Origin of the sequence: Mesorhizobium sp. M0571 (genome assembly GCF_040320985.1) — a bacterium.
Taxonomy (GTDB): Bacteria; Pseudomonadota; Alphaproteobacteria; order Rhizobiales; family Rhizobiaceae; genus Mesorhizobium.
On sequence record NZ_JAMYQT010000004.1, the window covers coordinates 1 to 12,844 of the forward strand.

The window sequence follows — 12,844 nt, forward strand, 5'->3', positions numbered from 1 at the left end:
ATATACCCTGCGCCAGGGAAAAGTAGCGTTCGGCCTCGGCCAGATTGTCGAGGTCGAGATTAAGCGTTGCAAGACCATCATAGCACGGAAACAGCAGTTGCGGTTCACCCGTTTCGCGGGCCACGTCCAGTGCTTCGTGGAACAAGCCAACCGCCAGTTCCGGACGGCCGTGGCACTGGTGGATCTGCCCAAGCACGATCAACGGCACCGGCAGGTGCTCGCGCTGGTCGAGCGCCCGGTCGATCTCGATGGCCTTCTCGGCAGCAGGCACGCCCTCCGTTGGACAGCGATCCGTGAAAGTACAACAAGCGACCGCCAGATTGGCGAGGAGGCGCGCCTGGAAACCCAAATCACCAATATGGCGCGCCACTTCAAGACCGCGCCGACAGACCTCCATCGCCTTTGCCGGATCGATGGTCGTGTAAAGCACGCCGAGATTGGTGTAGCCGCGGCAGGCCGCGCCCAGTAGACCGGCGGCTTCGGCCAATTCAATGCTACGCTCAACCTGACGCACGGCTTCACGGTTTCGCCCAAGGCGAGCCAGCGCAACAGCCTTGGTATTAAGTGCCTCGGCGGTCACAAGAGTGGCATCACACCCTACCTCGGAGACATTCTCCGTTGTCAGAGTGCGTACGCAATCCAGCGCCGCGTCTGCCCATTTTGCCGCGAGAGCGTGATCTCCGCTACGGAACGCCTGTCGGCCACGTTCTTGCCACAGATGCGCCTGCTCGATCGGGGCATCCGCTCCATCGAGGAGCGCTGCCGCTTCAGCATAGCGGGATTCTGCGTTGTCCCGCTTGCCAACGTCCCAGAGCAGCCGACCGATCTTACGCAAAACCCGCGCCGAAGCGACACGATTGGCTGACTCGCGGTATGCCTGCAACACCGTCTCGTAGTGGTGGTGCGCGATCTCGCGGCGGCCTACCGGGCCGCTCAAATCGGCAATGCGCTCTGCAATTGCCAGTTTGAGCGGTGTTTGCCCGATCGCGTCCAACGCAGTCAGTGCTCGCTCGTAGAAACGAAGGGCGTCGTCGTTGGCGTATATCATGCGAGCGCGATCGCCCGCCGCCTGCAGGTAATACGCGCCCTTCTCCCGCTCGGCGCTCTGTGCGAAATGATGACCGAGCACGGTCAAATCCTCGAGCCGTTCCGGCTTGTCGCCGCACAGTTGCTCCAAGGCAGCACCGACCCGCCCGTGGATGTCGGTCCGGCGTTGCAGGAGCAGATTCTGGTAGATCACGTCCTGCAGCAATGTTTGCGTAAAGCGGTAGCTTTGCGACGAGACCGAGCCTGATCCGGCAACTTCCTCGATGATTTCCGCATCGCAAAGCAGTTCGCAGCCGGCTTCTAGCCGGCCGGGGTCGGCTGTCACGGTTTTCAGAAGTGTGGCATCGAAGCGCGGGCCGATTACCGCGGCTTCCTGGGCCAACCGGCGCACCTCTTGGGGCAGCCGGTCGACGCGAGCAAGCAACATTGCCTGGATAGTGGCGGGAATGCCGGTTGCGACTTCGCCTGCCACAGTCCGCCATCGCTGGCCCTCGCGCATCAGTACACCGCGATCGATAAGGCCGCGAACGATCTCCTCTACAAAAAGGGGGTTGCCGCCCGCGCGCTCGAGGATCTGGTCAGGAAGCCTTCCTGCGGAGTTTACCCAGCTCTCGCCGAAAAGCGCCGCCAGCAGGCTGCGTCCGTCGTCACTGTTGAGCGGCGAAAGCCTGAGCGCTGTGTGACTGACCCGACTTGAGTCGAGCTGGTCGCTGTCCGGCGCCGGACGATGCGTGACCAGCAACATCAACCGCGTGCGTTCCAACCTGTCCATCACGAAACGTAGTGCCTCGAGCGACACGGCGTCGGCCCAGTGCAGGTCTTCGACGACAATCAGCAGCGGCGACAACGCAAGCCGCCGTTCGATGATTGTGCGGACTGCGTAGAGAATTTGCCGCCGCAGCTGCTCGGGCTCGACATGCTGCAAGGTGGCATCGGGGTCGCCAAGGCCAAGCACATGGTAGAGCAAAGGCATCAGCCGCTTCGCCTCCTCGCCCTGCAGGCCGAGATCGGTAAGCAAGCCTGCGAGCTTCCCCCGCATTTCGTCCCCATTGTCGTTTTGCATCATCCCGGCAGCGCTGCGCACCACTGCGCCCAAGGCGCCAAATGATTGTTCGCCCAGCGGTGAGCACGTGGCCTGCCGCACGGCGACGTTGCGAAAACGATCCTCGTCGCCGACGCGGGCGACGAACTCCTTCACCAGCCGCGATTTCCCGATACCGGCTTCTCCGACGAGGCGGACAAGTTGGGCCGAGCCGCCGCACGCCTGGTCAAGGCTCGCCAGCATTCTATGGAGCTCCGCACCACGACCTATTATCGGCGCGCTGAGGCCGAGCGCCTCGAGCCCACGCGCTGCACGCGGCGCCGCAAGCGGTGCATCCAGTCGATGGACGAGCACACTGCCAGCCTTGCCGCGAAGCACGACATCACCCAACGACTCGTAAGAGAAGGCATGCCGGGTCAGCCTGTGAGTGAGCTCGCCTACCAGCACCTCACCCGGTGCGGCCAGCGATTGCAGGCGTTGCGCCGTATTCACTGTGTCGCCGGTCACCGAATAGGATTTGGCGGTGCCGATGCCCAATCCGCCGGTGACGACCGGACCAGTGTTTATGCCGATGTGGAGTAACAGAGGCGAGCCGGAGTGGGGGGCGCTTTCGCCGAGCCGCGCCGTCCGGGCGATCATGTCGAGAGCGGCGCGAAGCGCACGTTCCGGATCGTCCTCATGCGCGACCGGCGCACCGAACAAAGCGAGCAGTGCATCGCCGATGAATTTGTCGACGAAACCACCAAAGTTTCGCACGGCCGCCGTCAATTCCTTGAACAGTTCGTTCTGCAGCGCTTGCGTGACCTCGGGGTCGAGCTGCTCGCTGAGTGTCGTGAAGCCGCAAAGGTCGGCGAACAGGACCGTTACCGTCCGGCGATCGGCGTCTGAGACGGGATGCAGCCCTTCTTCACTTTCGATGTTCGGAAGCAGCGACGGAGTTGGAGAAGGCGGCACAATGGTCCGGCTTGGTGTCGGAGCAGGCCGTTCGACGACTTTTGCGGGCGCACCGACGCTTGCCCCACATTTCGGACAGAACTCGAAATCAGGTGCGCAGGGGTAGCCGCAACTGGCGCATGGCACGGGCTGGCGCCTGCCACACTTCGGACAGAAGGCGTAACCGCCCTCAACCTCGAAACCGCAGCCCGAGCAGTCCATCGAACAAGACCTCACTAGAGGCCGTAACGGCGTGATCTCGCCACGCACTTCACGGCCAGGCTATTCACAAGGATGCACCGATAGCCGTCGAACGGCAAGCGGCAGCGCAAATGGGCATCGAGCGATCCGTGTGGGTCCGGTGGCAGAGCGCTGCCGATTCAAGCGGCTGCGTGGCCGTCGTTTGCGAAAGTTCCCTCTTACCCTCCGTCTTCCTGCTATCGTGGAGATGAGGAGACGGACAGATGAGCGAGAATCGTAAGCTAGCTGCAATCCTGGCTGCGGATGTGGTCGGATACAGCCGGCTCGCGAGCGCGGACGAAGATCGTACTTTGGCGAGGTTGCGGGCACTGCGCAGCGACCTGATCGATCCGATCATCGCAGTGCACCACGGGCGGGTGATCAAGCGCACCGGGGATGGGGCGCTGGTTGAGTTCCGCAGTGTGGTGGATGCCGTGCGCTGCGCCGTTGAGGTTCAGAATGGTATGGTTGAGCGCAATGCCGGCGTGCCGCAACACCGCCGCATCGAGTTCAGGATCGGCATCCATCTGGGGGATGTGGTCGAAGAAAGCGACGGCGACCTGATGGGCGACGGCGTCAACATCGCCTCGCGTTTGGAGGGCGTCGCGGCGCCCGGCGCCATCTGCCTGTCCGAGGATGCCTATCGCCAGGTCAAGGCGAGGCTCGACCTCTCGGTCAGCGATCTCGGCAGCACGCAGCTCAAGAACATCGCCGAGCCGATCCGGGTCTATTCGCTGCAAGTCGGTAGCGCCGGGACCAAGCCGGCCGCGAGCTCGGAAACCGCGACGAGCCGGCCGGCGACGGCAGCGCCGCCGAAGCTGTCGATCGCCGTCCTGCCGTTCGCCAACATGAGCGGTGACGCCGAACAGGACTACTTCGCCGACGGCATCTCTGAAGACATCATCACGGCGCTATCCAAACTGTCGCAGCTCTTCGTCATCGCACGCAATTCGTCGTTCACCTTCAAGGGCCAGAACGTGCATGTGCAGGAGGTGGGCACGAAGCTCGGCGTGCGGCATGTACTTGAGGGCAGCGTACGCAAGTCGGGGAACAGGGCGCGCATCACCGCGCAGCTCATCGATGCAACCTCGGGCGGCCATCTTTGGGCGGAGCGGTTCGATCGCGACCTGACCGACATATTCGCCGTGCAGGACGACGTGACGCAGCAGATCGTCGGTGCGCTGGCGCTCAATCTGACTGAGGGTGACCGTCAGCGGCTGGCGCCCGAGCACCCGCGCAGCACGGAGGCGTATGACTGTTTCCTGCGGGGCCGGGAGCTGTGGCACCGGCTGATGAAGGAGACGAACGTCGCAGCCCGCGACCTCTTGCAACGTGCCATCGAACTGGACCCGAAATTTGCCTCTGCCCACGCTTTCCTCGCCCTCACGCACGGACTCGATTACCTGAACAGGTGGAGTGCGTCGCCGCCGGAATCGATGGCGCAAGCGGAAGAGGCCGCAACGCGAGCGGTAACGCTGGATGGCAGCGATCCCTGGGCGCACTGGGCGCTGGTTATGGCCAAGCTGTACACACGACGGCACGATGGGGCCATCAACGAGGCCGAGCGCGCGATAGTCCTCAATCCGAACTTCGCCGAAGGGCACGTCATCCTCGGCGAGGCGCTGTACTATTCGGGCAGATCCGAGGAAGCCCTCGAGAGTTTCGCCCGGGGGAAGACCTTGAATCCATACTTTCCGGATGTGCTTCTGCACTTCCAGGCTTTGGCCTCGTTTCAACTAGGAAGGTACGAAGAGGCCGTTGACCTCTTGATGCAACGGCTGGCTCGCAACGCTGTCACCGACGTCTCGCGCGCGCTTCTGGCCGCCAGCTACGGCCATCTGGGCCGTTTCGCCGAGGCCCGCGCGGCATGGCAGGCGGTGCTTCGCGTCAATCCCGACTATTCGTTGGAATACCGTCGCAAAGTCTTGCCCTACAAGAACCCTGCCGATTTCGAACTCGTGGTGGACGGGCTCCGCAAGGCCGGTGTCGTGCAATGACAGGTGGGGCCATGTCAGGTTAGATAGATCGCGTCGCTTGCGGTTGCGCACTAGAAAATCAACCTGGAATAAGGCCTGAAGTGAGGCTCAGGTCGCCTTGATCTCTGTCTGGCCGATCTTGCGCCATCGGGCGTTTTCGCGAACCAGCTTCAGGTCGTCGGTCGTCTCGGCAAGTGTCCGCAATCGGTATTGCCGGAGCAGGTCCGGGAAGAGCGCCCCTTCCGGCAGGCCGGCAAGCTGCTCGCGAACCGAGATCTTTTCATCGATGACCCGCATGCCCCAGGCATTTTCCCGAACCTGCAGCTCCGCAGCCAGATCGCGCTCTTCCGGCGCGTTCTCGTCCAGCACAGCCAACAGGATCGAGTGGAAAAGCGCTACATAGCCAATCTGTCTCAGGCCGCCCACAACCCGCACGCGCGGCAATATAGCAAGGACGAGGAACATCAGGAACAAGTTCGGCAGCAGCACGCCGTCCAGCAGCGCCTGCTTGAGATGCGGCCGCTCGAACGGGATGGAAAGACCATGCGGCCTGTCAGGCTCGATCAGGTGCCCGTTCTCGAGGACGAGCTTGCGCACGCGCTCCTCGCGGATGCCCCAGAAATGGGCCGTGGCATTGGGCAGGAATCTGCCAAATGGGCTCGATGCGGCCTCTTGCAAGGCACGTTCGAGACGCTGGCGCCTTGTGGGCTCAATGAGCAGCCTGGAAAGAAGGCTGCCGTCATATTCTAGATGCCGCGCCATGGCAGCCGCGGCGAGCCGATCATCGATGAAAACCGGCAGGGCCATGCCGGAACGATCCCAATTGGCGACCAGATCCTCGTTGAGGGCTGTCAGCGCATCGGCGGCGGTTCCAAACACCTTGTCCTGGCTGGCAAGCAGTGTGCCCAGCCAGCGGCTGGCATCCGTTTCATCGCCCACCGCTTCGAGCGCGCGCTTGTTGAGGGCGACGGGACCGGCCACGCAGGCGCTTTTGCGGCACAGTTTGTGCCGCCCCATGCCAAACAGGTTGACCTTGTCGTCGCCGACATCTAGCCATCCCGGCCCCTCCCGGCCAATTGTCTCCATGGTCATCGTCGTTCCCATGAAGCCGAAGAAGGCCGACAGCCCGTTTTCGACCGCGCCGAGCCAGGCAAGCAGGAGGGCATCGAAGGTGATCCGGTCCATCAGAAGCAGGCAGTGCAGGCCGGACTGAATCACCGGTCTGTGCTCGAACTCTTCGAGGGCCTTGCCGATCTCTTCAGGCTGCATGATCACACCAAGGCGCTGATGCAGGACTTCGCGCAGGATCGAGCGGGCAGCGATCGCCGGGCCCGATGCAGGCCTTGCCACCGGCCGCCACAGATGGCGGGCGTAATCGGAAACCGGTGCATTCCAGTTCTGCTCGATGTCACGCGCGACTTCCGGGCAGAGCAGCGACAGCACAGCCAGAATTTCCGCCGGAGGCGTAGGGGTTGGATCAAAGACGGCGGTCATTGGTCCCGTCTAGCCGCTTGCGGTTCAAACGCCAAGGGAGACCAGATTTGCTGGATGCGGCCGGCCCACACATAGATCGTCAATGGTGAGACGAAATTGGCCGCATCCTACGGAGTTCTCCATGAGCAATCACCTGTTCGCCGACTCGGCACGAATTGTTAGATCGGCTAAACAGTTAAGGCCAAACAGCGTATCTCAGAACCGCAGCCGGGCCATGCTCAGGAGGTCGTGGTACTGCCCGTCGGTAAAACCGGCCTTCACATGCCGACCTTCGACCTCGAAGCCGTGGCTTGTGTAGAGACGGACGGCCGGTTCGTTGTCGGCATAGACGGTCAATTCGACCCGCTTCAGGGCGCGCCAGTTGTCGGCCACGTCAAGCAGCGCGCCAAGTATGGCAGAGCCGATGCCCTTGCCGACAAAGGCATCGTCAAGGCCGATATTGATCTCGCCGATATGCGAACGGCGTGGCGAACCCTGCACGACCAGGCTGCCATGGCCGACGACCCTGCCGTCCAACTCGGCAACGATCCAGGTGGTTTCCTGGCCGGACTTGGCGATGCGCCGCTCCACCTGCTCCACCATCTCGAAGGGCATCCTGAGCGTGCCCCAGCGGAAGCCCGGCATGTTGAAGATAGCGCAAAGCGCCTCCGCATCGCTTGGCCGGACGGACCGGAGCTGCGGCTGGATTTTCTCGGAGGATGGCGAGGTCGTGCTGGTCATGGCGTTCCCGGCGAAGGCAATCGGCCCGGCACGATGCACCGGACGTCACCTGAAAATCCAGCCGTCTCTGCAACCTATGATGCCGATTGCGAGCTAAAATACCAGGAGGCGGCGTAGAGTTTGAAGACGCCGCTGATGCCGATCCAGCCGAAAAGGGCGAGCCAGCACAATGTCCCGGTCGCCGTCCAGTCGATCCGGTGCACCGCAGCATCGGTGATGACGAGGCCAAGGATGGCAAGCAGGCCAATCAGAAACTGCGCCAAGCCGAGCACCAGCAGTTCCTCGCGCGGCGCGTTTCTCCAGACGAGATATATGCCGCCCGCACCAGCGAGGAAGATGGCGCTGTAGACCTGAGCGTGGAAGGCATCGACCGGCCATGGCCAGATGCTGCTGAACGTCAAGGGAAACAGCAACAGGCCGACGCCATAGAGTCCAAGGATCGCCGATTCCACCGGCATGTAGCCACGCCATGCGGGGTTTAAGGTCACGCCTTTTGCAGAAGGACGGGCCCTGGCCCGCCACAGGAACAGCCCGGATACCGCGACCGAAGCAAGATAGACCAAAAACCAGAGCCAGGGCGCTTTGCGCTCGAAGTTGAAATAGCCGAGATTGATGAACGAAGCCACCGACACGATGACGGTGAAGATGAAGGCCATGACGAGCACGAGCCTGCCGGGCGACCAGCGATTCCAGACCAGCAGCGCCGCCATCACGACCATTTCGGCGGTGTAGAAGCCGCCGAGGAAGCGGGCATTGAACGGCGTGACGGCCCAAGGCCAGCCCGGCTTGACCAGCGCAGGCGCGAAAAACAGGCCGGCGCCTACGATCAGGACGATGATGACCACCATAGAGAAAAGGCGCAGGGCCGCGGGAAATGGCGGGTTGTTGGATGTTGGCATGGGAGAAAGTCCCAAAGATGAATGCCCCATGGACCATCATAGTGCCGCTTGCGGCCTGTGAAAATCCGCCGAATGGAAATTGAACTGTCACCAGGCCCATCTATTCGAATGGCCGTACGGTCCGTTTCGAAGTAAGATGGAGCACTCGGACCAAAGACCGGTCCGGTCAACACGCCTCGGGGATGCATTTTCCGGAGCCTGCACGATGAACGAAGCTCAGGATCTGTTCTCGCTTCTGCGGCAATCGACCGATGTCGATCCACAGGCAATCGACGCGATCAAGCGAACCATCGCGGAGGGCAAGGACCGCGAACTTTGCCGCATCAATGCGCCAGCCTTCGCCAGCAAGCATGGCCTCGACGAGGAACGCGCCATAAGCGCCTTTCTCCACGCGGCGCGGGTGGGCATCTTCGACATTTCTTGGAATGTTCTGTGCCCCGGCTGTGGCGGCGTGCTCGACACCAACGCCACGCTGAAAACCCTGCAGAAGGATGAATACACCTGCGCACTGTGCTCCGAGGGCTATTCGCCGACCCTCGACGAGATGGTCGAGGTGACATTCACCGTCAGTCCCCGCGTGCGCAGGATTGCCGCCCACAATCCACACGAACTGCCGTTGGTTGAATATTTCCGCCAGATCTACTGGGCGTCCGGCGTCGATCTGCCGGAAGACGATTTCGCGAAAAAGATGGAAGCGTTCTCGCTGGAGGATATCGAGCTTGCGCCCGGTGAAAGGGCGGTTCTGCCCATACAGCTTCCGTCCGAATTCATCATCGTCTTCGAGCCGGTCACCCATTCAGCGCAGTTCATCGACGGGAAGGGCGAACCAACAAAGGAGCGCCGAAGCCTCTCTTTGGTCTTCGACCGCGACCATGTCCAGAGCCAGACGCTGGAGATGCAACCCGGCCCGATGCGCATTTCGCTGGAAAACAGGACCGACACCCGCGTGCTGCCGACGGTCTTCATCGCCGGCCAGGCATTGCATGATTTGCTGGGCAAACGCCGGCCCTTCCTGACCGCCAAGCGCCTGCTCACCAACCAGACGTTCCGCGATCTCTATCGCACGGATACGCTCGACATCAACCAGCGCCTGAAGATCACCAGCCTGACCTTCCTGTTCACCGACCTGCGCGGATCGACCGCGCTTTACGAGCGGGTGGGCGACCTTTCAGCCTTCGATCTCGTGCGCGAGCATTTCCAAGTTCTGCACGAGATCGTCGCGGCGGAGGCAGGCGCGGTGGTGAAGACGATCGGTGATGCGGTGATGGCGACCTTCGCGACGCCTGATCGTGCGATGGCTGCGGCCCTCAGGATGCGCGATGCCATGCGTGCGCTCAACGACAAGAGCGGGCGCGAGGATCTGCTGCTCAAGATCGGAGTCCATGCCGGCCCCTGCATCGCCGTGTCTATGAACGAGCGACAGGACTATTTCGGCCAGACGGTCAACATTGCTTCGCGGGTCCAGAACCTTGCCAACGCACAGGCGATCTTCGCCACTCGGGCGGTGGTCGACGACAATCTCACCGCCGATCTCTTGCACAGGAACGCTCTGACGCCCGTGCCCCACGAGGTCTCGCTGCGCGGCATTGACCGGGAGATAGCAGTATATACGATCCCTTGAAGACTTGGACCCTGGAGACTTGGGCGCGTCCCGCGCCCCTCACACGCGCCTATAGATAAAATAACGATCGGCGGGCACCGAAGGCGGCGGCGGGAGGCGTTGCAACTGCGGGTGATCGAGCGGCGTGCCGCTGACAGCGATGCCGCCGACGCGAAGCAGGCGCGCGGTCAGATCGGGAAGCCAGGTAGACGTCACCGCATCGCGATCTTCATAGCCGGTGCCGATGTCGGCATGAACAAGAGCGGCCTCGATGCCAATGAACCTGCTCGCCGTCTCGCGTATTTCGCCGAGCACGAGGTTTTCAGCTTCAGGAATTGAGCTGGCGTGTGCGGCAAGTGCGCGGTCGAACGCTACGATCCGGCGTCCGGGCAGGCGCTCGCGCAGATGGTGGAACGTCCGGCCATTGCCGAGGCCGAGCTCGAGCACGGGCCCCTCCATCTTCGCCACCTCGGCGCAGACATGATCGAGTATGTCGCGCTGTGCGGTCATCCTCCGGATGAAACTGTCGAGGCGACTCATGTGCGATTGTATGTCCTGAACCAGTCCACGGACTCAACTGCCCCGACCAGAGCGTTTCGCGACGAGTCTGCCGCGTGTAGAGGCGAACGATGAACACTGCAACAAGCAAACAGGCTGCCGACAAGGATCATACCGGGTAGAGTCGGCGGCGCTGCGCGCGGCGGAATAGCGATGTCACTTGTACGGGTCCGCGGCGTCCCGCAACCCGTCGCCGAGGAAGTTGAACGCCAAGATGACGAGAACGACGGGGAGCATCGGCAAAAGCAGCCATGGATAGAACGCGATCACGCTGACGCTGCGCGCCTCGGTGAGCAGGATGCCCCAGCTGGTTATCGGCGCCCTCAGGCCGAGCCCGAGGAAGCTCAGCGCCGTCTCGCCCAGGATCATGCCGGGTATGGAGATCGTCGCCGTCGCGATCAGATGCGACATGAAGCCGGGAATGAGATGCCGCCCGATGATGCGGCTGCTTCTGGCGCCCATCAACTGCGCGGCCAGAACGTAATCCTCCTCGCGCAAGGCTAGAAGCTTTGAACGCACGGCCCGCGCCAGTCCGGTCCAGTCGAGCAGCCCGAGGATGACGGTGATGCCGAAATAGATCAGGATCGGACTCCAGGTTATCGGCATGATCGCCGCCAGAGCCAGCCATAGCGGAATGCTGGGGATCGATTGCAGAACTTCGATTATCCGTTGAACGATCAGGTCGAAGATACCGCCGTGATAGCCGGCCAGTCCGCCGATGACAATGCCGAGCAGGAAGCTGAAACTGATGCCGACGAGGCCGATTGTCAGTGAAATGCGTGCGCCATAGATGATGCGCGAGAGCACATCGCGCCCCAGCCTGTCAGTGCCGGCTAGAAAGAGCTGGCCGTTTTCGGCGGGGCAGACAAAATGCCTGTCACCTTCGATCAGGCCCCAGAACCGGTAACTGTCGCCCTTGCAGAAGAAACGGATCCGCTGAACATCATCCTGTCTCTCGATGTAGTTCCGCTTGAGCGTGTCCATATCCAGCCTCATCTGGCGGCCATAGACGAACGGCCCGACGAACTGGCCGTTGTGGAACAGGTGCACCCGCTGCGGCGGCGAATAGATGTAGTCCATGTTGCGCGTGTGCAGATCGTAGGGCGCCAGGAACTCGCAGATCAGTATCCCGAAATAAAGCGCTGCCAGGAATATGCCGGATACAACGGCAAGCCGGTGCCGACGGAATTTCCACCACATCAGCCGCAACTGCGACGCTTGAAAAACCTTCGACTGCTCCGGCGTCATCGCCTCGACCGACTGCAGGTCAAAGGGCTCGATGGAAACGTAATGTTGCAGTGGGGCACCCGGAGCGGGCAGCGGCGATTGCGTGTTCATTTGGTGCTGCCGCCTTGCAAACGAATTCGCGGATCAAGTAGCGCCAGCGCCAGGTCGGAAATCAGGACGCCGATGACCGTCAGGAAGGCGAGGAACATCAGGAACGACCCTGCCAGATACATGTCCTGGCTTTGCAGCGCCTTGATCAGCATCGGCCCGGTCGTTTCCAAAGACAGCACGATCGCCGTGATTTCGGCGCCGGAGATTATGGCCGGCAGGATAGAGCCGATGTCTGAAATGAAGAAATTGAGCGCCATACGCAGCGGATATTTGACCAGCGCCCTGAAGGGATGAAGGCCTTTGGCGCGCGCGGTCACGACATATTGCTTATGTAGCTCATCGAGCAGATTGGCGCGCAGCCGCCGGATCATGCTTGCCGTGCCCCCGGTGCCGATGATCAAGACCGGGATCCAGAGATGGGCGAGGATCGACTTCGCCTTGGCCCAGCTCATCGGCTCGCCGAGATATTGCTGGTCCATGAGATGGCCGATGGACGTGCCGAACCAGATGTTGGCGAAATACATCAGGATCAGCGCCAGCATGAAGTTCGGAATGGCAAGGCCGAGAAGGCCGAAGAAAGTCAGGCCGTAGTCGCCCCAGCTGTATTGATGCGTGGCGGAGTACATGCCGATCGGAAAGGCGATGAGCCAGGTAAAGATGATCGTGACGAAGGAAACCAGCACGGTCAGCCACATTCGGTCTCCGACGACGTCGCGAACCGGCAGCTCATATTCGAAGGAATAGCCGAAATCGCCGTGCAGCATCCCGCCGACCCAGTAGAAGTAGCGAATGACCGGTGGCTGGTCGAAACCATATTCCTTGCGCATCATCTCGATGCGATCGGAATCCACCGCTTCGCCCTGAGCCCGAAGCTCGGCAACATAGCTGTCGAAATAGTCGCCTGGTGGAAGTTCGATGATCGTGAACACCAGTGCCGATATGACCAGCAGCGTTGGAACCATCACGGCGATGCGCCAGACAAAATATCGAAGCACGC

Annotated in this window: 9 protein-coding genes; 2 read left to right on the forward strand and 7 right to left on the reverse strand. The window is 61.8% G+C overall.

All coding sequences use genetic code 11. The features are described from left to right. Nucleotides 1–3,244, reverse strand: a 3,244-nt coding sequence (locus tag NKI85_RS06410; RefSeq protein WP_352776406.1) for an adenylate/guanylate cyclase domain-containing protein, incomplete at its 3' end; no start/stop codon positions are given. Between the two features lie 242 nt (nucleotides 3,245–3,486). Here NKI85_RS06410 and NKI85_RS06415 point away from each other — a divergent pair. Next, nucleotides 3,487–5,259 (forward strand): adenylate/guanylate cyclase domain-containing protein, encoded by a 1,773-nt coding sequence (locus tag NKI85_RS06415; protein ID WP_352776408.1) that lies wholly within the window; start codon nucleotides 3,487–3,489, stop codon nucleotides 5,257–5,259. A gap of 87 nt (nucleotides 5,260–5,346) precedes the next feature. On the opposite strand, the gene NKI85_RS06420 is transcribed toward NKI85_RS06415, so the two are convergent. From NKI85_RS06420 to NKI85_RS06430, 3 genes are all read right to left on the reverse strand, one after another. Beyond that, nucleotides 5,347–6,732 carry a hypothetical protein gene (locus NKI85_RS06420; protein WP_352529928.1) on the reverse strand — a complete coding sequence of 462 codons (1,386 nt, stop codon included), beginning with the start codon at nucleotides 6,730–6,732 and terminating at the stop codon, nucleotides 5,347–5,349. 195 nt (nucleotides 6,733–6,927) lie between these two features. Further along, entirely contained in the window at nucleotides 6,928–7,452 is a 525-nt protein-coding gene (locus tag NKI85_RS06425; protein WP_352529926.1) for a GNAT family N-acetyltransferase, read from the reverse strand. Between the two features lie 74 nt (nucleotides 7,453–7,526). After that, nucleotides 7,527–8,351 (reverse strand): hypothetical protein, encoded by an 825-nt coding sequence (locus tag NKI85_RS06430; RefSeq protein WP_352529924.1) that lies wholly within the window; start codon nucleotides 8,349–8,351, stop codon nucleotides 7,527–7,529. A 205-nt stretch (nucleotides 8,352–8,556) separates the two neighbouring features. On the opposite strand from NKI85_RS06430, the gene NKI85_RS06435 reads away from it, so the two are divergent. Beyond that, the gene (locus tag NKI85_RS06435; RefSeq protein WP_352529922.1) at nucleotides 8,557–9,972 is read left to right on the forward strand and encodes an adenylate/guanylate cyclase domain-containing protein; all 1,416 of its coding nucleotides are present in this window, start codon (nucleotides 8,557–8,559) and stop codon (nucleotides 9,970–9,972) included. Nucleotides 9,973–10,011: 39 nt separating this feature from the next. Here NKI85_RS06435 and NKI85_RS06440 read toward each other — a convergent pair whose 3' ends face one another. The 3 genes from NKI85_RS06440 to NKI85_RS06450 all read right to left on the reverse strand — a co-directional run bounded on the left by NKI85_RS06440 (nucleotide 10,012) and on the right by NKI85_RS06450 (nucleotide 12,842). After that, the gene (locus NKI85_RS06440) at nucleotides 10,012–10,491 is read right to left on the reverse strand and encodes a class I SAM-dependent methyltransferase (protein WP_352529920.1); all 480 of its coding nucleotides are present in this window, start codon (nucleotides 10,489–10,491) and stop codon (nucleotides 10,012–10,014) included. Between the two features lie 174 nt (nucleotides 10,492–10,665). Beyond that, nucleotides 10,666–11,847 (reverse strand): ABC transporter permease, encoded by a 1,182-nt coding sequence (locus NKI85_RS06445; protein ID WP_352529918.1) that lies wholly within the window; start codon nucleotides 11,845–11,847, stop codon nucleotides 10,666–10,668. Continuing rightward, the gene (locus tag NKI85_RS06450) at nucleotides 11,844–12,842 is read right to left on the reverse strand and encodes an ABC transporter permease (protein WP_352468851.1); all 999 of its coding nucleotides are present in this window, start codon (nucleotides 12,840–12,842) and stop codon (nucleotides 11,844–11,846) included. Before NKI85_RS06450 ends, NKI85_RS06445 begins: the two co-directional genes overlap by 4 nt. Nucleotides 12,843–12,844 lie beyond the last annotated feature (2 nt).

Excerpts from the sequence above, each read along its gene's own strand:
- NKI85_RS06415 (WP_352776408.1), top strand. The coding sequence starts at position 3,487 with ATGAGCGAGAATCGTAAGCTAGCTGCAATCCTGGCTGCGGATGTGGTC.
- NKI85_RS06420 (WP_352529928.1), bottom strand. The coding sequence starts at position 6,732 with ATGACCGCCGTCTTTGATCCAACCCCTACGCCTCCGGCGGAAATTCTG.
- NKI85_RS06425 (WP_352529926.1), bottom strand. The coding sequence starts at position 7,452 with ATGACCAGCACGACCTCGCCATCCTCCGAGAAAATCCAGCCGCAGCTC.
- NKI85_RS06430 (WP_352529924.1), bottom strand. The coding sequence starts at position 8,351 with ATGCCAACATCCAACAACCCGCCATTTCCCGCGGCCCTGCGCCTTTTC.
- NKI85_RS06435 (WP_352529922.1), top strand. The coding sequence starts at position 8,557 with ATGAACGAAGCTCAGGATCTGTTCTCGCTTCTGCGGCAATCGACCGAT.
- NKI85_RS06440 (WP_352529920.1), bottom strand. The coding sequence starts at position 10,491 with ATGAGTCGCCTCGACAGTTTCATCCGGAGGATGACCGCACAGCGCGAC.
- NKI85_RS06445 (WP_352529918.1), bottom strand. The coding sequence starts at position 11,847 with ATGAACACGCAATCGCCGCTGCCCGCTCCGGGTGCCCCACTGCAACAT.